Source organism: Leeuwenhoekiella palythoae (assembly GCF_900130045.1).
GTDB classification, from domain to species: domain Bacteria; phylum Bacteroidota; class Bacteroidia; order Flavobacteriales; family Flavobacteriaceae; genus Leeuwenhoekiella; species Leeuwenhoekiella palythoae.
In genome coordinates this window covers 103,802-126,621 of the sequence record NZ_FQXT01000002.1, presented here as the reverse complement: position 1 = coordinate 126,621, position 22,820 = coordinate 103,802, and the positions used below count along the sequence as shown (strand labels likewise).

Genomic DNA, 22,820 nt, shown 5'->3' with positions numbered 1-22,820 from the left:
AAACCGCAATTCAACTTTAAAATTATGAGACGAGTAGTAGTGATCCTTTTTCTTTTAGTTCAAACTATTTCTCAGGCACAAGATTATAAATCAAATATTAAAGCATCTTTTTCAGACTATCTAGACGCTATTGTAAATCTAGAATTCGAGAGATCAATGGATTATATGTTGCCTGAGTTTTTTGAAATTGTTCCTAGAGAACAGTTAGTGGGTTTAATGGAGCAGACCTTCAATAATCCTGATATTCATTTTAAAATAAAAAATCCTGAAATTTTAAAAGTTGAAGATGCACAAAAGATCGATGGGAAGTACTACGCTTTGTTGACCTATGCTAACGATATGGAAATACAATTACAAGCAGCAGCAGATGAAACAAGCGAGGAGAAGGGTATGCGGGTGAGCTTAACGCAAGCTGCTTTTGAGCAATCTTTTGGTAAGGATAATGTGGTTTATAATGATAGCCTTGATCAATACTTGATTCATTCAGAAACAGATGTTTATAGCATTTCTGAAAATGGGGTTACAGATTGGAAATTTCTAGTGCTAGAAGAAAAGCAAAAGGCAATTTTAGAAAAGCTACTTCCAGCTCAACTAATTGAAGATTAAATTAAACAGCACAAAGACCGTTAAACAATCTTTGTGCTGTTTTAATATGTGCTGAACTTACAAATTCATTCCGCCTGAAACTTCTATGCGTTGGCCGTTGACCCAGCGTGCTTCCGGCGAACATAAAAAGGCAACAACACCGCCAATATCTTCCGGTAATCCTGCGCGACCTAAGGCCGTCATTTGAGCGACCATTTCGTTGGTTTTGGCATCATCACGTACGTGTCCGTTTCCAAAGTCGGTTTCAATAGCGCCCGGTGCGACCACATTTGCTGTAATTTTTCGATCACCCAATTCTTTAGCGAGATAGCGCGTGAGTACTTCAATTGCACCTTTCATAGAAGCATAGGTTGAAGATCCCGGTAAACTGAAACGCGCCAATCCTGAAGAAATATTAATGATTCTTCCGCCGTCATTCATATACGGTAATGCTTTTTGCGTTAGAAAGAAAACACCTTTGTGATGTATGTTCACCATCTCATCAAATTGTTCTTCGGTGGTTTGCATTATTGGGGCATACAGTGCAGTTCCGGCATTATTGATCAAAAAGTCAATATTGGGATGGCTTTCCTGCTCTTTTAAATGATTGGTAATTTGTGCGATAAAATCATCAAAAGACTTAACGTTGGCAGTATCTAGCTGAAATGCCGCAGCTTTTTGACCTAAGGCTTCGATTGCAGTCACCACCTCTTGTGCTTTATCTGCGTTACTGTGGTAAGTGATCAGAACATCAACACCGGTTTTTGCAAGGCTAAGCGCCATATCTTTGCCTAATCCACGGCTTCCGCCGGTTATCAAAGCGATTTTGTTTTTAGTTTCCATAGTTGTAGTATTTAATTATACTGCAAAGTTGCGGGAAACTAAAGGCTATTGCTTTGCAAGCATCAAAGCATAGTTTGTAAAATTCAAAGTTATCTAGGTTCTGAAGTTGAGCGGAGACAGTTGAGTTTGCTTTTTAAAGAAGTTAGAAAAATGAGCTACCTCTTCAAAACCAAGGCTAAATGCGATCTCAGATACTGTCCAGTCGGTTTGTTTTAGCAGAATTTTAGACTCTTGAATAATGCGTTTTTTGATAATATCTGTTGTAGTGCTGCCTAAGCTTTCTTTTAATACTTTGTTGAGGTGATTCACGTGAATCGCAAGCCGATCTGCGTAGTCTTTAGCCGACCGTAATTGCAAGCGTTGCTGAGGTGATTCAATGGGAAATTGACGTTCAAGAAGCTCAATGAATAAAGAAATAATCCGCTTAGCGGCATTCTGATTGTTACTCACCTGATGCGCCGGACGCAGCTTTTGCCCGTAATGAATCAATTCAAGTAAATAGGTGCGCAGCAAGTCGTACTTAAACTCATAATCAGAAGCGATTTCTGTTTTCATTTTGCTGAAAATAGGCGCAATAGCCTCAGCTTGTTCATCTGAAATCTCAAATACGGGAAGACTTCCGGGCTGAAAAATAGGAAGTTTTTCAAGATCGATACCGCTTTTACTTTGCATTAAAAACGCATCGGTAAAAACACAAAAAGAGCCGTTTTGATCTTCATCTAAGGGAACCCAATGATAGGGCACGTTAGGCGTTGCAAAGAGCAATGCATTTGATTTTATCTCGATCACTTTATCAGCATATTCTGCTCTGTTTTCACCGCGTATCAAGCTGATTTTGTAATAGGCTCTGCGGTTATACGGCATTTCATTTTTTTCTTTTACCGCCCTGATCGTTTCAGAAATATCAAAGACATTAAAATGCCCGATCTCTTTGTTGATGCCCGGAGGCAACAGCGTTTCTATTTCTTTGCCGGTAAAAATGGCGGCTTCCTTATAAAATGCTTCCAGACTGGTGTGCTGCATGATTTGAATTTACCTAATTGTAAAATTCAAAGGTAAGAAGATCTAGGTAAGTTTGAGCTAAAGATTACTTTAACCCGAAAAATGACTTGATAAATTCCTTTTTTGGCATACTTAAAATGATGCTCAAATCATCTTTCAGGCTGCTTTCTCCGTCCAGAAATCTAAAAATTGCATCCACGTTATTTTTTTTGAACATTCGGGTAAACAACTGCGCTCCCATTTGATTTTTTCGGTAAAGCACATCCAGAAAAATTGCATCGTACCAGCGGTAACGATCCTTGATGCTAAACTTAGAAAGATCACTTTCCGTCCTTAAAAAAGCAATAAGTTGTTTTGTGCGTTTTGTGGTGTAGGTAAAAGTATAACCGGTGCTTCCGCGGGTCCAGCCGCCTGCAGTACCAATGTGAAGTATGTTTTTTGAATTGAATTGTTCAAATGGAAAAGCCGTCATAGGGATGCTGCCCTGTTCTGTAGCGTGAATGGTATACTCGGGAACACCTAATTCTTCAAGATATTCTTTAATTGCGACTTCATATTCTGCTTTTGGAAGCAGTTTTTCTGAGAAAAGCGTGTACTCTACCAGCGCTTTATTTTTCTCCGTAGGCAACACATACATAAAACGTGTATTACGCCGCTGCGGAATATCAAAATCCATAAATGTGGCAATCTCTGGTTCAAAAACTGACGATGGAGTTTTAACTTCCCACCCTATAAAATGCTGTTGTAAAACAGGAAATTGCGTTTGCTTTTCAAGACGCTCCGGAGGAAGAATGCTAGTAAAGAGTTTTGCTGCGGAATATGTGTTGTTTTTTGTTTGGACTTCAACCGAAACATTATGTTCACGATGACTCAGGTACGTTTCCGTTCTAAATTGGAAATTTTTCGAAGCCTGAAGCTGTTCAAAAATTTGGTTGTAAAAATCGAGTCCTTCAATTTTACTGTATGTGTACTTTTTTAGCGGAATTTCAGCATCAAATCCTGCACTTTTAAACCGAATAGTATTCCATTTTTTGCTGATCACCGTATCCCATTCTGCGGTATGTTGACTCCAGAAACACCAGGTGCGATCATTGATTTTTTTGTCAGACTTATCAAGAATCAAAACCGATTTATCCTTAAAAAAAGCATCTTGACTCATGCGATAGGCAAGCATCAACCCCGAAAGTCCGGCGCCGAGAATGATGTAGTCAAAGTGATTTGTGGCATCTTGCATCTGAGTTTAAAACTAGGATTAAAAATGCGTCCCGGCAACGGTCTACTGGTTTAAATACTTTAAAAGTTCTTTTGAAGTGTAATACTCAAAGATCCTGCGTTTTACCTTGAACTGTTTATCAAAAATCAAAGTTACCGGTAGCGAAAAATCCTGATCTTCTCGCGATCCCAAAAGTGCAGCCAGTTGATGCACTGCATTACGCTGCGTTTTAGCCAGTGGATTGGTAAACACCTTTCCATCAAAAGTGATGGTGTCTGTGGTTTCAGCGTTCATTCTGACTGCATAGAAATCTCGGTTAACTTTGGCGATGACTTCAGGTTTAGTAAAGACCACCCGGTCAATTTTTTTGCAATACGCACACCAATCGGCGTGAAAAAACACCAAAGTCTTCTTGGGGTTTTCTGTCAGCGCTTCCTCAAGTTCTTCCCAACTTAACCAGTTGATTTGCTGATCACTCTTTTGAGCAATAAGGCTTCCGCAAGAAAGAAATAGAAAAAAGATTAATTGTTTCATAAACAAATTTTTGACTGTCCTGCAAGGACTAGAAGTCGCCGAAGCGAATTCCAAAGAAAAATGTTCGCGGACGATTGGGACCATAAATATAATCTGAATCTCTAAGAGGCCCGCGGTCAAAATCATCCTGATAGCTGTTAAACACATTTTGAATACCGGTACTCAACTCTATGTGAAAGGTATCTTTGAGGTCAAAATGATAGGTGACTTTTGGGGTCACATCAATAAATTGTGGCGTTTCTTCAAGGGCGATAAACCCGCTGTCGCTCACCACGTGCGGAGCAATCATACTGCCCGTGTAACTTGCGGCAAGGTCCATTTTAAAGGCTTCACTAATCACCCAGTTGACATTAAAAAAACCGTAAAGATTAGGCGCGCGTGTAAACTCAGAGATAACCACGTTGTTTTCTCCGGGTACGGTGCCGTCGCTTTCAAAGAGTACTTGATCTTCTTTGTAGATCGACTTTTGGTAGGTGATTCCGGCTTGAAAATATAAGTCTTGACTGGGCGAGACCGTAAGTTCTACGTTAGTCCCAGCAACATAAGCGCCACTACCATTGCGAGATTCTTCAAGGATAGCGCCGTTAGGTAATGAAGCACCTGTGCTTACCAGTGTAAACGGATTCTGCAAGGTGGTGTAAAAGCCTTCAACTAGCAATGAAGTCTGAGTTTTGTTGAAATTTTTAGTGAGATTCAGCGAGGCAGTATAGGCATTAGAAAATTCGCTTTCCAGGTCATCGCTCAAAATAGCAAAGCGCTGTTCGCCACCTACGGAGCTGATGTGTAAATCTTCATTAAACGCTTGCGGCGCTCTAAAACCCCGAGCATAACCTCCTCTAAATTGCAGTTCGTGTGTAATGTCATAAAGCAGCGTAATACGCGGACTCAAAACGGTTTCTGAGACTTCTGAAGTACGCTCAATATTCTGTATGGTGTAATATCCATCTACCGAAATATGATCAAGGCGTGCGCCTAAAAGGGTGGTAAAATCTTTTAAAGGTTTCCACTCATATTGACTGTAGAGCCCAAAACTATTTACTTGCTGATCTACAACACGGTTGTATCCTAGTATTGCATCTTCAGTATCATTCAATTGATATTCAACACCGCTGGTTAAAACATCTTTATTTTTAAAGGTATGACTGAATTTTGCTCCGGAAACCAGCCCGAGATCTTTAGTGTTTCCAAAAGCATTGTTAGCAGCGATAGAGTCTGCAGCCGTGCGCCCGCCACCTAAACCACCGTAATAGCTTTTGCGATCAGTATGTTGTAGAGAAGCGTACACCGAAAGATTATTTGTGCGTTCGTCATTGTACAACTCATAATCTGCCCCGGTAAATATCGTGTTGTGATCTAATTCTTCGGTAATGTCTGTAAACTGGGGCGCCAGCTCAATACGGTCTCCGCCGCGGCGGTATTCTTTTATTGCCGTAAAATCTAAACCAATCCTGCTGTTATCATTTGGTCTGTAAAAAGCTTTAGACCCAAAAGAATGATTGGTGAGTTTGGTGATTTCGCTAAAACCATCTCCATTGGCATCAAATGCATCACGATCGCGGTACATTCCATAAAGGGTAACTCCTGTAGATAGATCCTCGCTCACAATTGATGTATTCATATTCAATGTACGATCTGCGGTTTTACCATCTATTAGACCCAGATTACTGTTTACTTCCCAACTGTTATTTACCGGTTCTTTGGTTATGACATTTACAGTTCCTGCAATCGCGTTAGACCCAAAAAGCGCCGAACCACCACTACGCACAACTTCTACCCGGTCAATGATGCTCACCGGAATTTGCTCCAGACCATACACGCCGTTGAGCGCACTAAAAACAGGTCTGCTGTTGACCAAAATTTGGGTGTATTGGCCTTCAAGTCCGTTTAGGCGCACTTGCGTAAAACCACAATTCTGACAGTTGGTTTCCACGCGCACTCCGGGCTGGTAATTAAGACCATCAGCGAGCGAAATAGATTGCGTTGCCTTAAACAATTTTGGGCTAAGCACTTTTACAATCACAGGAGCCTCCTTTTTACTGATGCGATTACGGGTGGCGCTCACCACAACTTCTTCCAGACCTAGGAGATCTTCTTGAAGTTCAATGGCCAGCGGTTTATTTCTAAAATTTTCAGGTTGAATCGCTTTACGCTGGGTTTTAAAACCAACAGCTTTAAAAACTAAAGTAGCTTCTTCAAGAGACAAAGTGATTTCAAAAGATCCGTTCTCATCAGCGGCAACACCATTTGTGGAGCCTTCTACTATGATATTAGCAAACGGAACCGGAGTAGTACCATCTGTAATTACACCAGTAATTGTGGTTTGCTCTTGTGCTAAAACCAATTGTGTGATGAACAGAAAAGCGATTTTAAGGTAATTATTTAGAGACATTTACAGTTTTAAAAAATTAAAATTTAGGCAAACCTAAAAAATATATTTGATATATTTTGCGTATTATTGCGGTATATTTAAAAATGAATATGACTTTTTCTGAAGAAAATTATTTAAAATCTATTTATGCCTTACAAAAGGAGCATCCTAAAGGTGTAAGTACCAATGTTTTATCTAAGTACCTGGATACCAAGCCTGCTTCGGCTACAGAAATGATTAAAAAGCTAGATGAGAAGGGGTTGGTGCATTATCAACCTTATCAAGGTGTGATTTTAAAAGATTCGGGAGCAGTTTCCGCATTAAAAATTATACGTAAACACCGTTTGTGGGAAACTTTTTTGGCCAATAAGCTTGATTTTAGTTGGGATGAAATTCACGACGTTGCCGAACAGTTAGAGCATATAAAATCTGATAAGCTTATACGCGAATTAGATAAGTTTTTAGGATATCCTAAGCACGACCCGCACGGTGATCCCATACCTGATGAAGAAGGAAATGTAGTCAAAATGGAAAAAAAGCGGGTTTCACAATTAAATCCGGGCGATATCGGGACGTGTATTGGCGTGAACGATACCTCGTCTTCGTTTCTTCAATTTTTAGATCAGCAAAACATACGTTTGGGCAGTGTGATTCATATTCTTAGTGTGCAGGAATTTGATAAAAGTATGACGGTGCGCATCGACGATCGCGAACTTCTACTTTCTCAAATCGCGACAGAGCACATCTATGTACGTGTATAGTTTAATCCGTTTAAAAAGTTAGCATTTTAATATTATGAATGAAATCATCAATTATTTTGAAACCTTGAGTCCGGTTACCGGAGCCTTTTACGCAACCCTTTTTACTTGGGGCGTGACTGCATTGGGAGCAGCTTTAGTGTTCTTTTTTAAAGGAATGAACCGCGCATTGTTTGATGCTATGCTGGGTTTTGCCGGTGGAGTGATGGTGGCAGCCAGTTTTTGGAGCTTGCTCGCACCGGGAATTGAAATGAGCCCGGGAGAAGGTTTTGTTAAGGTGATTCCTGCTGCGGTTGGTTTTGCTTTGGGTGCAGCTTTTTTGTTTGGTCTTGACAAGGTGTTACCGCATTTGCACGTTAATTTTAAGGAAGAAGATAAAGAGGGAATCAGAAGTCCTTGGCACAAATCGGTATTGCTTACGCTGGCGATCACGCTGCATAATATCCCTGAAGGTTTAGCTGTGGGCGTTTTGTTTGGTGGAGTAGCAGCCGGTTTTGATGGTGCTACCATTGGAGGTGCAGTAGCACTTGCAATAGGTATAGGATTACAAAATTTTCCGGAAGGTTTTGCGGTGGCGATGCCCTTACGTCGACAAGGTTTCAGCCGTTGGAAAAGTTTTAATTACGGGCAACTTTCGGCTATTGTAGAACCTATTGCGGCGGTGGTTGGCGCCTATGCGGTGATGACTTTTCAGCCTATATTGCCTTATGCTTTAGGGTTTGCAGCAGGGGCAATGATCTTCGTAGTAGTAGAAGAGGTCGTGCCGGAAACCCAACAAGGCAATCATACAGATATTGCTACAATGGGCTTTATTGGCGGCTTTATCTTGATGATGACGCTTGACGTAGGTTTGGGCTAATTTGCAACAGCAGTCTGTTTCTGAAGTCTTTAAGAAACAGATACACTACATTATGATGCGATTTCTCGTTGTTTTATTTCTATTGGTTTTCAATTGTAGACTGAGCGCTCAAGCGCAACAAGGTCAAATCGTCATTGGTGAGGCAGTACACGAACCACAGCTCGTGGTTCAAGTTCCTTTTGGGGAACGGGTTGCGTTTGGTGATGTTGAAATAGAACTTACCCGAGTGATCGACTCCCGTTGTCCACAAAACACAACTTGCGTTTGGGCAGGTATTGTAGAAATAGAGGCTTTAGTCTTCAAAAATGGAAAACCCATTGAAAGCCGAAAAATCAATTTAAACAGTCCGGCTAAAACACTCTTTAATTCTTCAGCTCAAGAATTGATGGGTCAGTCTGTTTTACCTTATCCTGATGCTTCTCAACCAAAAATCAAACAAGAAGATTATGTGCTGAATGTGGTTTGGAGTCAGTTTTAAAGTTTGGACACACCAATATTAAAGAATGCTGCAGTGCGTGTTGAAGCGGATGCGCCTTTTAAGATATATCCAATATTTATAAGATCATTAGTCTGTAGAATTAAAAGAATATTTCCACTAGTACCCCAATAATCTGATCCCGGTAAGTTTACTTCACCGTTTGTAATAATTGACGAAGTTGTGTTATTTAAGGAAACCTCAAGACGATAGGTTAAACTTCCTGGGGGGAGATTAGTCGTTGAAAATCCCGCGGAAATCAAATACGTTCCACTTCTTAAAATGCGTATTTCTCCGTTATTCTCTGTGGCTTCATAAAAATCAATATCTGAAACGAGTGTATTATCCTGATTTAATGGAAAAGGTGTAATGTTAGTGGTGTCAGTTATGATAATTGCGTTATTTGTTTGACCACGGTTGAGTATTATTGAAGGGGTCTGCACTCTCACAAAAGTCTGCCATGAGCCCTCTTTATGAATGTACCAAGCATTTTCGGTAGTATTAAAAATAAATGCGCCATCAAGAGGTGTAGGGATTGCATTCATTTCAGAAGAGGTCATTCGTGGTTGAACCATTGCCCCAGTAGTACTTTCAATTTGAAACGCGGAACCCGGAGCCAGGGTTGAGGTGCCAATACCGACACCTACCTGATTTTCTTCAGTTTCTTGACTAAACAGAGGATTTAGAAAAAAAGGAATTAAAAAGACTGTGAAAATTCTACAAAGCATAGGTTATAATTTAACGATACCTATGTTAAAATATCTAGCATTTAGACTAGTTCCTGAATTATTAAGTACATAGCGAAGACTAACTACATCATTAGCATTAAAGCTAAAAACGAGAACACCGCTCGTTCCCCATTCGTTAGTTCCCGAGGGAAAATTGACATTACCACGCACTAAATAACCTATAAGACTATTATTTCTATAGACACCAATGATATACTTTCTGTTCCCAGAGGGTAAATTGCTTACAGCGAAACCTGAAGATACCATGTAGTTTCCTCCTTCTAATATTCTTAAGGTCCCATTACCAGTGATTTGAAAATATGAGTTGTCAATCGAAGTAACATCTGCTGTATTCAGTGGGAAATTGTAATAGGTATTATTCCCAGTGGCTACGATGCCATTGGTTGACTCTGAAGGATATTCTCTTCGTAAAACGGCAGACGGAAGGTCTGGTCGTGTTAAATCATTCCAAGTTCCTGAGGAATACAGAAATAATGAAGAAAAAGTATTGTTGTAAACAATTGAGCCGTCTAATGGAGATGGTATAGCAAGCATTTCAGAATTCGTCATTCTAGGTGGAACCAAAGCTCCAACTTTGCTATCTATTTGAAAAGCGCTACCATCGTCAGGATTAGTGGTACCAATAGCTACTTGGCTAAGTACAGGCTGACAAAAAACCAGAATTAAAAGGAAACAGAAAATATAATAATATCTTCCGTTGGGTGGTAATACGCGCACTTTAATACTTTTTCACAAGTATAATACTTATTATTTGGTATTTGAATAAAATTATTAAAAATAAAGGATAATTTTTAATAAAATCAGTGACACCCGCAATTATCGCTTCCGCAGGATTTATCGTTAGACTTTCCGTTTAAGAAAGCCGGTTTCCAGATGTATTTAGTTACTAAATATCCTACTGCGATTAGAAAGATCAATACGACTAATATATTCTGTAACATAGCTTTTAAATTATAAGTTGATAAGCCACTAGAGCTACAACATAAGCAAAACCACTCATAACCACAAGTTGTAGTATGGGCCACTTCCAAGTGTTGGTTTCCCGCTTTACGATCGCGAGCGTACTCATACATTGCATAGCAAAAGCATAAAAGAGTAACAGCGAAATCCCACTGGCAAGATTAAATAATGGTCCGCCAAGTATAGGGTTAACCTCACCCGCCATTCGGTTTTTAATGGTTTCTTCTTCTTCACTACCCACGCTGTAAATGGTTGCAAGAGTACCTACAAAGACCTCACGCGCTGCAAACGAACTCACAATAGCTATACCAATTTTCCAATCGTAGCCTAAAGGTTGAACTACCGGCTCAATCGCTTTACCCATATAACCTATATAACTATACTCGAGCTTTTGAGAAGCGATATGCTTGTCGAGTTCGCTTTCAGGAAACTCGCCGGCTTCCATTCTTGCGATGCTGTTTTCTTCTGCATTGTCAAACTGATCACCGGGACCGTTAGAAGCAAGAACCCAGAGCACGATAGAGATCGCTAAGATTATTTTTCCGGCACCCACCACAAAAGATTTGGTCTTTTCGATCACATTATACGCCACATTTTTAAAAAGCGGAAGCTTGTAATTAGGCATTTCAATCACAAAAAAGCTACGGCTCTTTATTTTTAAAATTCGGTCTAAAATCCAAGCTGAAAGCACTGCGGTTCCAAAACCTATAAGGTAGAGCAGCATCAGCACTAAACTCTGTAAGTTGAAGATATACAGCACGCGCTCATCAGGAATCACAAGCGAGATGATGATCAAATATACCGGTAAACGCGCACTACAGGTCGTAAAGGGTGTAACTAAAATCGTGATGAGGCGCTCTTTCCAATTCTCTATATTTCGGGTGGCCATAATCGCAGGAATCGCACATGCAGTTCCTGAAACGAGGGGCACCACGCTTTTTCCGCTAAGGCCAAAACGGCGCATGATTCGATCCATTAAAAAGACCACGCGACTCATATAGCCACTTTCTTCTAGCAGCGAAATGAATAAAAACAAAAAGGCGATCTGTGGAATAAAAATCACAATTCCTCCAAGTCCCGGGATGATTCCTTCAGCAATTAAATTAGTAAAGGCGCCGGGAGGCATCGTGTTGCGCACCCATTCTCCCATCGCGGCAAAACTCTCATCGATCAAATCCATAGGATAAGACGACCAGTCATAGATCGCTTGAAAGATGAGAAGTAAAATCGCAAAGAAGATCACATATCCCCAAACCTTATGAGTAAGAATGCGGTCAAGACGACTGCGTAGATCTTTTGCTGCCAAATGATCTATGCTCAAAGTTTCTTTTAGAACCCCGTTGATGAATTGATAGCGAACAATAGTTTCTTTCTGTTGAAGCCGCTTGAGGTTTGATTTGCTTTCGGTTTTAAACGTGCTGATGCTTTGCATCTCATTGCGATCAAGTTTTCCAAAATTCACATCTTGGGTAATGACCAGCCACAATTTATATAAATCCTGCTTTGGAAAAGCGTTGCGCAACCGTTCAAAATATTCAGGAGCGATCACCGAAGCATTCACGCAAGGTTCCGTCGTAATGTTTTTATAATTGGCAATAAGTTCTTTCAGCTTATCGAAGCCTGTGTTTTTACGCGAACTTACCAAAGCAATTTTAGTATTCAGGCGCTCTTCGAGCTTCTCGATATCTAGACTTATCGCCTTGCGATCCATACGATCTGCCATATTTATCGCAAGGATCGTGGGGATGTTAAGATCTTTAATCTGGGTAAACAGGAGTAGATTGCGCTTTAGATTTTCAACATCTGCGACGACTACAGCAACATCAGGATAATCCTTATCATTTTTATTGAGAAGCAGTTCAATGACTACATTCTCATCAAGCGAACTTGCGTTAAGACTGTACGTGCCAGGAAGGTCAAGAATATGTGCTTTTACTCCGCGCGGAAGTTTACAAACCCCTTCTTTTTTTTCGACGGTGATTCCCGGGTAGTTTCCTACCTGCTGTTTTAGTCCGGTTAATTGGTTAAATACAGAGGTCTTACCGGTGTTGGGATTTCCTATAAGGGCTACATTGAGCTGTTTACTCATGAGAGAGCTTTTCTACTGTGATAAAACTAGCAGTCTCGCGGCGTATCGCTAAGTGACTGCCATTAATATTGAGGTACATGGGGTCTTTAAAAGGAGCGATCTGTACCAATTCTACTTCATTGCCGGGAAGGCACCCCATTTCTAATAATTTAAGAGGGACATTATCAAGTTCAAATGAAACGATAATTGCTTTTTCCCCACGTTTAAGTAAGTTGAGTGAAGTAGTCAATTTATTTAGATTGAATTTAAACAAGGCAAAAGTAAACGAAAACCAATAGAAGCGAAAAGATTTTAGCCACAAACTGGGCTAAAGCGGCATGTTTTAAGAGTTTTCGTCACCTTCTATCGCTTTTAAGATGGCGATATCTTCTAAAAGTTTTTCTATGGCTTCAGGGTCTGTACCATCATAAAATCCACGGATGCGCTTTTTAGAATCAATAAGCATAAAATTCTCGGTATGAATCATATCATATTTACCGCCGTCTCCTTGTGTTTTGACCGCCAGATAACTTTTGCGGGCCAGCTCATAAATTTGCTTTTTGGGACCGGTAACGAGATTCCATTTGGAGTCATTCACGCCTTTTTCTAGCGCATAACGTTTGAGTTGTGCGACGGTATCAGTTGCCGGTATCACGGTGTGTGATAGTAATTTAACCGAAGGATCGTCTTTTAATTTTTCTTGAATTTGCACCATATGTTCCGTCATAATCGGGCAAATCGTCTGGCAGGTAGTAAAGAAAAAATCGGCTACATAAATCCCGGGATAATCTTTTTGAGTAATGGTGTCTCCATTTTGATTCACCAATTCAAAATCGGCTATTTTATGGTATTTTTTTACAAACTGAACCGTGCTATCTACTAAACTGTTGTCAACCATGGTAGGTTGATACACAGGTAGGCTGGGCGCCGGTTTCATCAATGTATAAAAGGTATAAAGGATCACTGCGGAAAGGATCACCATCACAATGGCAAACTTTTTGTATTTAGCAAAAAACTGAAGCATAACACGTGTTTTGTATCTACAAAATTACGCCGTGAACGCTGGTTAGCAAAGCCAGAATGCTTCAATCTTTGCATTTTACATTAAGCTTTACTATCAAAGTTTCTAATGCGAATGTAAAAGGTTACTTTTGTGCGTTTTTTAATTGCAGTGCGATCACCAAAAGTTAAACTACCCTTAGGTAGAACCACTGATGATCGACTTCTATTAAAAAATTTTTTTTGCTACTAATAAGGAGGTGGTTAGTTGCCACTAGTTAGATAAATTTTATGGATCCATTTTTTGTAAAAGGAGCTCAGCTGTTTTTGAGCCTTTCACTTTTGATTGTACTTCACGAGTTTGGGCATTTTATTCCCGCCCGACTTTTTAAAATTCGCGTAGAAAAATTCTTCCTCTTTTTTGATGTTAAGTTTTCGCTTTTCAAAAAGAAAATAGGAGAGACCGTTTACGGTATTGGCTGGCTTCCGCTAGGAGGTTATGTAAAAATCGCCGGAATGATCGATGAGAGTATGGATAAGGAAGCGATGGCCCAGGAGCCTAAAGAGTGGGAATTTCGTTCTAAGCCGGCCTGGCAGCGTCTTATCGTGATGATTGGTGGGGTTACTGTGAATATTATTTTGGGCTTTTTTATCTACATAATGATCATTGCCTATTACGGAAATCCGGTGGTAGGTCCTGAACAAATGCCTGACGGAATTGAGGTTTCTGAAGGATTCAAAGAATACGGTTTTAGAGACGGAGATCAGATTTTAGCCGTTAACGGAGCACCTTACGAAAACAATTTGGCGATCAATCGTGATATGATGTTGCGCGATGTGAGTTCAATTACCGTTGCACACACTGACGGAAGCGAGGAGACGATCACGATCCCGGAGGATATAGGGACTACAATGTTTCAGTCTGGAGAGTCCGATGCATTAGCGCCACTTATTAAGCCGGTTTTAGATAGTGTTGTTCCTGAATCTGCAGCGGCAAAAGCCGGACTCAAAAAAGGGGATGTGCTTACTCAAATTAATGATGAGCCAATTAATACGTGGACTGATTTTAAAGGAAGTAAGAAGGAAGGTGTTAACGAGTATGCTGTGACCTACTCTCGTGATGGGCAATTGGCAAACACCACCGTAACCTTAGACGATAACGGAAACTTTGGTGTGTATCCTAAAGCTAATTATAAATCAAAAGTGATTAAGTATTCTTTTGGTGAAAGCATCGCAAAAGGAATCAATCACGGGTATTGGAAGCTGCACGACTACGTGGCGCAGTTTAAATATGTGTTTACTAAAAAAGGAGCGTCTCAAGTAGGTGGTTTTGGTGCGATCGCAGGATTATTTCCAGATACTTGGAACTGGTTATCATTTTGGGAAACCACAGCTTTTATTTCGATCATACTGGCGTTTATGAATATTCTGCCAATTCCTGCTTTAGATGGAGGTCACGTAATGTTCTTATTATATGAAATCATCACCGGAAGAAAGCCTAGCGATAAATTTCTTGAGTATGCGCAGATGATAGGGTTCTTCTTGCTAATTGCCTTAGTATTATACGCTAACGGAAATGATATTTACCGCTGGATTACCGGTAGCTAAGCCACAAAACACGACGATAAAAAATCTATCAAATATTTTTTAAAATTAGTTTTGTGGGTTTAAATAGTTGTGTATATTTGCATCCGCTTTCAGCAAATAAGCGAAACGTTCTTTAAGGCACAACAAAAACAGAAGTATTGCGATACGCTGTGTGAATTTAAAAATTGAAAGATTAAATTCCTCCTTAGCTCAGTTGGTTAGAGCATTTGACTGTTAATCAAAGGGTCCTTGGTTCGAGCCCAAGAGGGGGAGCAAAATTAAGCCTTAACTACCTGTAGTTGAGGCTTTTTTGTTTTTGGAGGATTCGTTTTATCCAACCGTTTATCCATCAAAAGGCCGAATACACACTATACGCACAAAACAGAATGACAAAGCCGACGACTCCTTGTAGTAGCGTTCCTAAAGTGTGTTTACGATAGGCTTCTTTAACCGGCATTTCTCCCAGTTGACTTACAATCCAGAAATACGAGTCATTAGCGTGCGAAACAGTAAGTGATCCTGCGCCGATGGCCATTATGACCCATACTTTGCCCAGTTCAGAGTCAAAACCTAATGCGGGTAGTAATGGCAACATTATAGAACTTATGGTGATAATTGCAACGGTAGACGAACCTTGGGCCGATTTAAGTAATGCGGCTAGTAAAAACGGAATCGCCAAGCCCAATCCATTGCTAAAAGATTCTAAGTTGATCCCGTCAGTAAGGTTTGCGGTTTGAATAACGGTTCCTAAAGCACCGCCCATCGCTGTGATCAAGAGAATAGGCGCGGCTTGCGTCATTCCTTTTTTAATGATTTCAGAAATATCTTGTTGTTGTTTTTTGCATATGCTAAAAGCAACCAGCACCCCTGCGAGAAGCGCAATTGCAGGATCTCCCAAAAATAGAAGTATATCGATGAATAGATTGGATACTTCAAACAACAATGGGATGATCGAAGCTGCTGCCATTAATAGAATGGGAAGGGCTAAAGGCCAAATGGCTGCCGAAAACGAAGGGAGATCGGTGTATTGGTCAAAAAAGTTTTCCAAATTGTTACGATCAAAGGCATCCTGTTGATTACTTTTTCTGAAAAAGTAATACGAGAAACATGCACCGATAAGCATCAGTACAAGACCAAATATTCCGCCTGCTAAAAGCAGGAGATATAAATTTTCTAGCTGAAGGTTTCCAGCTGCGGCTAAAGGTCCCGGAGTTGGCGGTACCAATACATGAGCAGAAAACAATCCGGTGGAAAGCGCAACCGTTAAGGCATTGCGTCTTGCAGTATTGTTGAGCGCCAGTTTTTTGGTCAACGGAGCCAAAATAACAAAAGCCGCATCACAAAAAACAGGAATTGAAACGAGATATCCCAAAGCACTAATCACAAAAGGCAGCGGTAGAATAGTCAGTTTTTTAATGATGCCTTTGGCAATTGCCGTGGTCGCGTTTGTTGTTTCTAAGGCAACGCCAATCCACGCGCCAAAAAGAATCAACAGGCCGATGTTTTTAAACATAGCTCCAAACCCGGTGCTTATCGTTTCCGGGATTTCTTCTAACGGAATCTGTAGGAGAAAGGCCAAACCTAAGGCGCTAATGAGCAACACAAAAAAGGGATGCCAGCGCAGGTAACTCGTACCTGCAATGATCCAAACAACAACGAGTACAATATAAAGTAGATCTAGTCCCATAATTACAGTTCGGTGTTTAGGTATTGTGCAACCGCAGTTTTAAGCAATGCAAAGGCGTTGCTTTTTGCATATTCCAGAGACATCGTTTCCGTTTTTATCGCGATAGCTTTGGTAATTCCGGCGGCGGTTAATACTTCTAGGTCTGCTTGAACACTTCCGGCAAAGAGGTAAAGCGGTTTGTAGTGTTTGCGCGCCAATTCTGCAAGTTTAAAAGGCACTTTGCCATACTGACTTTGATTATCGGTTTTTCCTTCTCCTGTGATGATCAAATCGGCTTGTTTTACGCGTTCTTCCAAGTTCGCCAGTTTGCTGAGCAATTCAAAGCCGGGCTCGAGTTTGCTGTTAAAGAAGCCAAACATTCCTGCGGAAGTGCCTCCGGCAGCGCCACCACCGGTAATGCTCGTTATAGTCCTTCCTGTTTTTTGTTGAATTATTTGTGCTAGATGTTCGGCACCTTGTTCTAGGGCTGTAACCTGTGCCGGCGTAGCACCTTTTTGCGGAGCGTAGATCGTTGCCGCTCCCGTTGCGCCAAGCAGCAGGTTAGACACATCGCAAGCCACGGTGATTTGTGCCGAAGCGATTTGGGGTACGAGACTGTCAAAATCAAGATCGGTTATAGCTTTGAGATGTGCTCCACAGGCTTGAACCGAATTCTGGTTGTGGTCTAAAAGTTTTCCGCCTAAAGCGATAAATATACCCGTCGCGACATCATTTGTAGCGCTTCCACCAATGCCTAAAATTATATTTTGATAACCGTTTTCTAAAGCATGCTTCAGTTGTAATCCGGTACCGAATGTAGATGTGCGCATGGGGTTTTTCTCTTCATCTTTTAAAAGCGCGATTCCTGAAGCCTGCGACAATTCGATCCAAGCGGTTTTTCCATCTTTAAATCCGTAATAAGCAGCAGTCAAAGGTCGACCCAAAGGATCACAAACTTGACATTCAATTGTGTTTCCCAGTTGCAATGCTTCAAAAAGTTCAAATGCACCCTCGCCACCGTCAGAAAACGGTAATTGATCTAGATGTACGTTAGGGTCAATGCTTTGCAATCCTTCGGCGATGGCCTTGCAAACTTGTGTAGCGCTAAGACTTTCTTTGAAGGAATCTGGTGCAATAAGAATTCTGGACATAAGATGGTGCTATGAGTGTCTCGTAGAAATTTAGTGTTTTTCTTGAAATAAAATTTAAATGTAAAGTTTGCTTTACATTTAAAAAAGTGTACTTTTGTCAAGTGAACTTTACATTAATCAAAAATCAAATAGTATGAATTCAAAATTTATTGCTTCAAGAAATCGTTTGGCTAAATGGTCTTTAGCTTGGGTATTTACAACTGCTCTGGTCACCTTTGGGTCACAGTTTTTATGGGATTCCCAAATCATTACAGTTTTAAGTATTAGTATTAGCCTTGCTGTTGGCGTTGGGATGGTGTTGGCCAATCGCAAATTTGTGAATGATGGAGATGAGTTGCAGCGCAAGATTCAATTAGAGTCTATGGCGCTTACTTTGGGGCTCGCGGTGGTTGTGGGCATCGCGTATTCTCAATTAGATACCACTAATCTCATTAAGGCTGACGCCGAAATTAGTGTACTCATTCTCTTTATGGGGATTACTTATATTTTTTGTGTGTTTTTCAATTCGCGTCGTTACTCATGAAAAATAATATTAAAACGTTACGCGCAGCATTTCAGCTTACGCAAAGTGATTTGGCTGAAAAAATAGAGGTTTCCCGTCAGACGGTTAACGCGATCGAAAAGGGTAAATTTGACCCTAGTTTGCCCACAGCTTTTAGGCTTGCTGCAGTTTTTAATTGTAGTATTGAAGAACTTTTTATTTATGAATCTGAAGAATAAGAGCAATTTATGCGCAACTTCTTAGTAAAGAATTTACCCAAAATACTAACAGTATTTGTCGTGCTTTGCGGTGTAGCTGCCTATTTTACACTGCCTGAAGTGCAGCATTTTTTAGATGAAGCTTGGCGGGTGCTTACCGGCGGTGACGAGCAGGAAATTAAAAATTGGGTAGATTCTTTTGGTTGGGCGGGTCCCGTTGTGCTGATCTTAGCGATGGTGATCCAGATGTTCTTAATAGTGATACCTTCTATCGCGCTGATGGTTGTTTGCATTTTAGCTTACGGTCCTATCTGGGGAAGTTTACTGGTTGGGATTGCCATTAGCTGTGCTTCTACAGTGGGTTATTTTTTAGGCCGAAAGCTAGGCGATGGAGTAGTAAAAAACCTAGTAGGTGCTTCAACCGAAGATAAACTTGAGGATTTCCTTAACGATTACGGGTTTTGGGCAATTGCCATCACTAGGTTGAATCCGTTTTTATCTAATGACGCGATCAGTTTTGTAGCCGGAATTTTAAAGATGAATTATTTCAAATTTTTAGGCGCTACCCTTGCAGGAATTGCTCCGCTGACACTATTCATCGCGATTATGGGTGAAAGCACAGACGGACTCAAAAACGGACTGCTGTGGGGTTCTATAGTGAGTTTAGTTATTTTTCTAGGTTATGTTTTTTGGAGTAAAAAGCACAAGAAAAAGAAACAAAAGGCTTGAGTTGTAGGTGTTCTACCAAAGTTTTAAAAACAGCAATAGGGCAAGAATGATCAGATTATAAAACACAAATTCAGAAAGTAGAAAACCGGTAAAAAATCCTCTAAATCTTCCGGTATATTGATCGATCCCTATTGAAGTTTTAGTATAAAACGACTCAAAGGGCCAAAAACCATCTTGATCCTGCAAAAATCCCCCAACTTGTGACAGTGAAGATTTTGTACCGGGTTCCCTATCTGTAAATAAGAATATTTCAAAAGTTTCTCGCTCAGAAACCGCTTGTATTTTCGGCGAAATTCCAAAATAATTTACGCCAAAGGCAATGCAATTAAAACCAATTAACGCAATGGTAAGCCGTATTATGAGCGATTGCTTCACGTTTTAATTTTTCCCAAATGTACTTGTCGGGTTTTAGGTAGAGTAGGGGAATTTCCCCCATTATATAGTTTTGTTTAGGGGAATGTATGTCATTATAATTTGTCACTTCAAGTTGATGTGTTTTCTTTGCTGTTAAGTTTTAAACTCATGAGAAAGTTTTTTGCATATCCGCTAAGTGTGATTTTTTATCTGGCTTTTGGTTTGACCATTTGTATTTTTCACCCCGTGCAATGGGTGTGCTATAACTGGTTTGGTTATCAAGCGCATAAAAAGAGTGTAGATTATCTTAATTTTTGCATTTTAAAGTGTTTGAATCTTCTGGGAACGCGCTTCACTTTTGAAAACCCATACACTATAACGCGCAATCAGCCTATAATTATCGTTGCTAACCATCAAGGGCAATGGGATATTTCACCTATAATCTGGTATCTGCGACGCCTGCATCCCAAATTCATTAGTAAAATTGAATTAGGAAAAGGTATTCCCAGCATCTCGTATAATTTGAGAAAGGGAGGTTCTGCATTAATTGATCGTAAAGACAAGCGCCAATCTATTATGGCGATACGTGATCTCACCAAAACTTTAAATAAAACCAACAGATCTGTGGTTATTTTTCCTGAGGGAACGCGCAGCAAAGATGGAATCCCAAAACAGTTTGCCACAGGTGGTTTGGTAACGCTTTTTAAATTTATGCCTGATGCGATTGTCGTACCGGTGACTATTAACAATTCGTGGAAATTAATGCGCTGGGGCGGATTTCCGCAAGATATAGGAGTACACGTAAAGCATACCGTTCATAAACCTATTCCGGTTGCAGGGACCGCACCTGAAGAACTGGTAAAACAGGTGCAAGATATTGTGCTGGCTGATTTTCCCAAAATTAAAGAGCATACCCGAAAATCAAAATTGATTTAAGCTATGACCGAATCTCTGAAGTTGCATAAGTCAGATATCGCACTGATCGAAAAGACCAGCGATTATGTCAAGAAAACGCTTTTAGAAGCCGAAGGAGGGCATGATTGGTTTCATACGCTTAGAGTGTATAAAAATGCGCTGAATATCGCTAAGGGCGAAGATCAGGCAGATGTGGTGATCGTAGCTTTGGGAGCGCTTTTGCACGATATTGCCGACTCTAAGTTTAACAAAGGTGATGAGCGTATTGGTCCTAAACTGGCAACAGCGTTTTTGCAATCTCAAAATGTGACCTTTTCAAGGGTTGAGGCGGTGGTTAAGATTGTTGAGAATGTATCTTACAGAGGCGGAAATCCTAAATCTGACTATTCAAGTATTGAACTTCAAATCGTGCAGGATGCAGATCGTCTTGATGCCATTGGCGCAATTGGAATCGCACGCACGTTTAACTACGGCGGATTCAAAAACCGTAAACTTTATGATCCTGCTATCGCGCCTAAACTAGATATGACCGCAGAGCAATACAAAAAGTCTGAAGCTCCTACCATCAATCATTTTTATGAAAAGCTTTTGTTGCTCAAAGATAAAATGCACACAAAAACCGCTCAGGCTATAGCGCAAGAGCGCCACACTTTTATGGAAACTTTTCTGGAGCAATTTTACGCGGAGTGGGAAGGGAAAAAATAGTCTTGTTTTAGAATTTTGAAGGTTATAAGACCTCAAGCTTTGAGACTTCTAATACGCTCAATGAGCGATTTTTAAATCTTTTTGGGTAATTTAGGTAACCAGCTTAGTGCAGGAAGTATAGTCTTGTGATTAGCTGGTTCACAATATGCTTTTGCATTAGTGATCTTGTTAGATACGCTATGCGTTTAAAGCAATAAAATTATTCTCAGAGATTTTACAGCCTATGAAACCCTCAATTCTTTTTGCATTCTTACTCTTCATTTGTTTTGGTTGTTCAGATAATGAACCGGGTTTTATTGAGGAGGAAGAGACTGATCAAGAGACACCGATAGAAAATCCAGAAAATCCAGAAACTCCAGAAGAACCTGAAGAAACTTATGAGGTTGCCGGTGAGATCGAATTCTATGACGAGAACCTCATAAGCGAAGGCTATGTTTTAGTCAATGATGTGGGATTTAATCGGGTGTATATGATCAATAAAGATAAAGCCGAAATACGTTACGAATGGGAGCTTGAGCAAGGCATAGGTAATGATGCAGAACTCCTTGAAAATTCAGACTTATTGGTAAGCCTGATTGCCGAAGATGTAGCGTTCAGTTTTGGAGGGTTTGGAGGTTTAGTACAGTTGGTGGCTCCAGATAATACAGTAAAGTGGGAGTACGAGATCAATACCACATTTGAATTAGGGCATCACGATGTAGAGGAATTGCCTAACGGAAATATTCTCATATTGGTCTGGGAAGGTAAGCTGAATGATGAAGCGCGTGAGAACTTTGGATATGCTTATGATGATGAAGTAATTTATGCTGAAAAGCTCATAGAAGTCAATCCGGCAACCAACGAGATTGTGTGGCAGTGGAGTTCGTGGGATCATACCATACAAGAAGACGATGTAACCAAGTCTAACTATGGGTTGATTTCTGAAAACCCTCAGCGTATTGACCTCAATTACCGGGACGCGCTTCGTGACGGCAGTTATAACGGCGATATCATGCACGCTAACGGAATTGAATATGATGCTCAGAATGATCTGATCTATATAAGCGTGAATTTTTATAGCGAAGTATGGGTGCTTGATCACAGCACAACCACCGAAGAAGCTGCGCTCAATACCGGCGGTAACAGAAACAAGGGAGGTGACCTCGTGTACAGGTTTGGGAATCCTGAGGCTTATAATAATTCACAAGGAACACGAACGTTCTTTTATAATCACGGCATCAATAAAATAGCAAATACAGAGCATATATTGATCTATGCCAATGGTGGCCTAGGTGGTGTTACGCAATCTGTGGTTTATGAATTGGCATTACCTGACGCGTTTGTAATGCAAGCTGATACTGATAATGAATTAGAAGAAGTATGGAGTTTTACAGACCCTGATTTGTTTGCACCCCGAGTTTCCGGAGCTTATAGATTGTCAAACGGAAATACGCTAATTACTGAAGGAGATTATGGCTGTTGGGAAGTTACCGAGAACCAAGAAATCGCTTGGAAGTATAAAGGAACGGGATTCACGTGGCGTGCTTATGCCTATGATAATGATGATACTGTCTTAGATCCTTTCGACCTACAATAAATACAAAGCCCGAAGCTTTAAAACT

At 40.4% G+C, this 22,820-nt stretch carries 25 protein-coding genes and 1 tRNA gene; 12 read left to right on the top strand and 14 right to left on the bottom strand.

Going from position 1 to position 22,820, the window contains the following annotated elements; all coding sequences use genetic code 11:
* The first annotated feature begins 24 nt into the window (after positions 1–24).
* The gene (locus BUA96_RS04070) at positions 25–606 is read left to right on the top strand and encodes a hypothetical protein (protein WP_072980712.1); all 582 of its coding nucleotides are present in this window, start codon (positions 25–27) and stop codon (positions 604–606) included.
* Between the two features lie 57 nt (positions 607–663).
* Here the strand turns inward: BUA96_RS04070 and BUA96_RS04065 are convergent, their stop codons facing one another.
* The 5 genes from BUA96_RS04065 to BUA96_RS04045 form a co-directional block, all read right to left on the bottom strand.
* Positions 664–1,428: an SDR family NAD(P)-dependent oxidoreductase gene (locus BUA96_RS04065; protein ID WP_072980710.1), complete on the bottom strand. Its 765-nt coding sequence runs from the start codon at positions 1,426–1,428 to the stop codon at positions 664–666.
* Positions 1,429–1,521: 93 nt separating this feature from the next.
* Entirely contained in the window at positions 1,522–2,451 is a 930-nt protein-coding gene (locus BUA96_RS04060) for a helix-turn-helix domain-containing protein (protein WP_175546494.1), read from the bottom strand.
* 64 nt (positions 2,452–2,515) lie between these two features.
* Positions 2,516–3,664, bottom strand: coding sequence for a lycopene cyclase family protein (locus BUA96_RS04055; protein WP_072980706.1), 1,149 nt, complete (start codon positions 3,662–3,664; stop codon positions 2,516–2,518).
* A gap of 42 nt (positions 3,665–3,706) precedes the next feature.
* Entirely contained in the window at positions 3,707–4,177 is a 471-nt protein-coding gene (locus BUA96_RS04050) for a thioredoxin family protein (protein ID WP_072980704.1), read from the bottom strand.
* A gap of 28 nt (positions 4,178–4,205) precedes the next feature.
* Positions 4,206–6,566, bottom strand: coding sequence for a TonB-dependent receptor (locus BUA96_RS04045; RefSeq protein ID WP_072980701.1), 2,361 nt, complete (start codon positions 6,564–6,566; stop codon positions 4,206–4,208).
* A gap of 89 nt (positions 6,567–6,655) precedes the next feature.
* Here BUA96_RS04045 and BUA96_RS04040 point away from each other — a divergent pair, with 89 nt between their 5' ends.
* The 3 genes from BUA96_RS04040 to BUA96_RS04030 are packed head-to-tail and all read left to right on the top strand — an operon-like array spanning position 6,656 to position 8,640.
* Positions 6,656–7,306, top strand: coding sequence for a metal-dependent transcriptional regulator (locus BUA96_RS04040; RefSeq protein WP_072980699.1), 651 nt, complete (start codon positions 6,656–6,658; stop codon positions 7,304–7,306).
* Positions 7,307–7,340: 34 nt separating this feature from the next.
* Complete coding sequence (locus BUA96_RS04035; RefSeq protein ID WP_072980697.1) at positions 7,341–8,162, top strand: ZIP family metal transporter; 822 nt, start codon at positions 7,341–7,343, stop codon at positions 8,160–8,162.
* 52 nt (positions 8,163–8,214) lie between these two features.
* On the top strand, positions 8,215–8,640 hold the full coding sequence (locus BUA96_RS04030; protein ID WP_072980695.1) for a hypothetical protein: 426 nt from the start codon (positions 8,215–8,217) through the stop codon (positions 8,638–8,640).
* On the opposite strand, the gene BUA96_RS04025 is transcribed toward BUA96_RS04030, so the two are convergent.
* The 6 genes from BUA96_RS04025 to BUA96_RS04005 all read right to left on the bottom strand — a co-directional run bounded on the left by BUA96_RS04025 (position 8,637) and on the right by BUA96_RS04005 (position 13,438).
* Positions 8,637–9,365, bottom strand: a complete 729-nt coding sequence (locus BUA96_RS04025) for a hypothetical protein (protein ID WP_072980693.1) — start codon at positions 9,363–9,365, stop codon at positions 8,637–8,639. The genes BUA96_RS04030 and BUA96_RS04025 overlap by 4 nt on opposite strands.
* Before the next feature lie 3 nt (positions 9,366–9,368).
* Entirely contained in the window at positions 9,369–10,103 is a 735-nt protein-coding gene (locus BUA96_RS04020; RefSeq protein ID WP_072980691.1) for a hypothetical protein, read from the bottom strand.
* An 83-nt stretch (positions 10,104–10,186) separates the two neighbouring features.
* Positions 10,187–10,327: a FeoB-associated Cys-rich membrane protein gene (locus tag BUA96_RS17245; RefSeq protein ID WP_164916909.1), complete on the bottom strand. Its 141-nt coding sequence runs from the start codon at positions 10,325–10,327 to the stop codon at positions 10,187–10,189.
* A gap of 5 nt (positions 10,328–10,332) precedes the next feature.
* Positions 10,333–12,435: a ferrous iron transport protein B gene (feoB, locus tag BUA96_RS04015; RefSeq protein WP_072980689.1), complete on the bottom strand. Its 2,103-nt coding sequence runs from the start codon at positions 12,433–12,435 to the stop codon at positions 10,333–10,335.
* Positions 12,428–12,664, bottom strand: a complete 237-nt coding sequence (locus BUA96_RS04010; RefSeq protein ID WP_072981740.1) for a FeoA family protein — start codon at positions 12,662–12,664, stop codon at positions 12,428–12,430. Before BUA96_RS04010 ends, feoB begins: the two co-directional genes overlap by 8 nt.
* A gap of 93 nt (positions 12,665–12,757) precedes the next feature.
* On the bottom strand, positions 12,758–13,438 hold the full coding sequence (locus BUA96_RS04005; protein WP_072980687.1) for an SCO family protein: 681 nt from the start codon (positions 13,436–13,438) through the stop codon (positions 12,758–12,760).
* A 266-nt stretch (positions 13,439–13,704) separates the two neighbouring features.
* On the opposite strand from BUA96_RS04005, the gene rseP reads away from it, so the two are divergent.
* On the top strand, positions 13,705–15,021 hold the full coding sequence (gene rseP / locus BUA96_RS04000; RefSeq protein ID WP_072980685.1) for an RIP metalloprotease RseP: 1,317 nt from the start codon (positions 13,705–13,707) through the stop codon (positions 15,019–15,021).
* Positions 15,022–15,199: 178 nt separating this feature from the next.
* A tRNA-Asn gene (locus tag BUA96_RS03995) sits at positions 15,200–15,273 on the top strand.
* A 76-nt stretch (positions 15,274–15,349) separates the two neighbouring features.
* Here BUA96_RS03995 and BUA96_RS03990 read toward each other — a convergent pair.
* A complete protein-coding gene (locus BUA96_RS03990) occupies positions 15,350–16,687 on the bottom strand; it encodes a GntP family permease (RefSeq protein WP_072980683.1) in 1,338 nt (445 codons plus the stop codon).
* A 2-nt stretch (positions 16,688–16,689) separates the two neighbouring features.
* Positions 16,690–17,817, bottom strand: a complete 1,128-nt coding sequence (locus BUA96_RS03985) for a glycerate kinase (RefSeq protein ID WP_072980681.1) — start codon at positions 17,815–17,817, stop codon at positions 16,690–16,692.
* Positions 17,818–17,950: 133 nt separating this feature from the next.
* Here BUA96_RS03985 and BUA96_RS03980 point away from each other — a divergent pair, with 133 nt between their 5' ends.
* Genes BUA96_RS03980 through BUA96_RS03970 form a run of 3 tightly spaced genes read left to right on the top strand, consistent with a single transcriptional unit; the run spans position 17,951 to position 19,245 of the window.
* Positions 17,951–18,340 carry a hypothetical protein gene (locus BUA96_RS03980; protein ID WP_072980679.1) on the top strand — a complete coding sequence of 130 codons (390 nt, stop codon included), beginning with the start codon at positions 17,951–17,953 and terminating at the stop codon, positions 18,338–18,340.
* Complete coding sequence (locus BUA96_RS03975; protein ID WP_072980677.1) at positions 18,337–18,537, top strand: helix-turn-helix transcriptional regulator; 201 nt, start codon at positions 18,337–18,339, stop codon at positions 18,535–18,537. Before BUA96_RS03980 ends, BUA96_RS03975 begins: the two co-directional genes overlap by 4 nt.
* Before the next feature lie 9 nt (positions 18,538–18,546).
* A complete protein-coding gene (locus BUA96_RS03970) occupies positions 18,547–19,245 on the top strand; it encodes a TVP38/TMEM64 family protein (protein WP_072980675.1) in 699 nt (232 codons plus the stop codon).
* Positions 19,246–19,257: 12 nt separating this feature from the next.
* On the opposite strand, the gene BUA96_RS03965 is transcribed toward BUA96_RS03970, so the two are convergent.
* Positions 19,258–19,620 carry a hypothetical protein gene (locus tag BUA96_RS03965; protein WP_072980674.1) on the bottom strand — a complete coding sequence of 121 codons (363 nt, stop codon included), beginning with the start codon at positions 19,618–19,620 and terminating at the stop codon, positions 19,258–19,260.
* Positions 19,621–19,767: 147 nt separating this feature from the next.
* Between BUA96_RS03965 and BUA96_RS03960 the strand changes: the two genes are divergently transcribed.
* The 3 genes from BUA96_RS03960 (at position 19,768) to BUA96_RS03950 (ending at position 22,795) form a co-directional block, all read left to right on the top strand.
* Positions 19,768–20,535, top strand: a complete 768-nt coding sequence (locus tag BUA96_RS03960) for a lysophospholipid acyltransferase family protein (protein WP_072980673.1) — start codon at positions 19,768–19,770, stop codon at positions 20,533–20,535.
* A 3-nt stretch (positions 20,536–20,538) separates the two neighbouring features.
* Positions 20,539–21,219 carry an HD domain-containing protein gene (locus BUA96_RS03955; protein ID WP_072980672.1) on the top strand — a complete coding sequence of 227 codons (681 nt, stop codon included), beginning with the start codon at positions 20,539–20,541 and terminating at the stop codon, positions 21,217–21,219.
* A 223-nt stretch (positions 21,220–21,442) separates the two neighbouring features.
* Entirely contained in the window at positions 21,443–22,795 is a 1,353-nt protein-coding gene (locus BUA96_RS03950; protein WP_072980671.1) for an aryl-sulfate sulfotransferase, read from the top strand.
* The last annotated feature ends 25 nt before the right edge of the window (positions 22,796–22,820 follow it).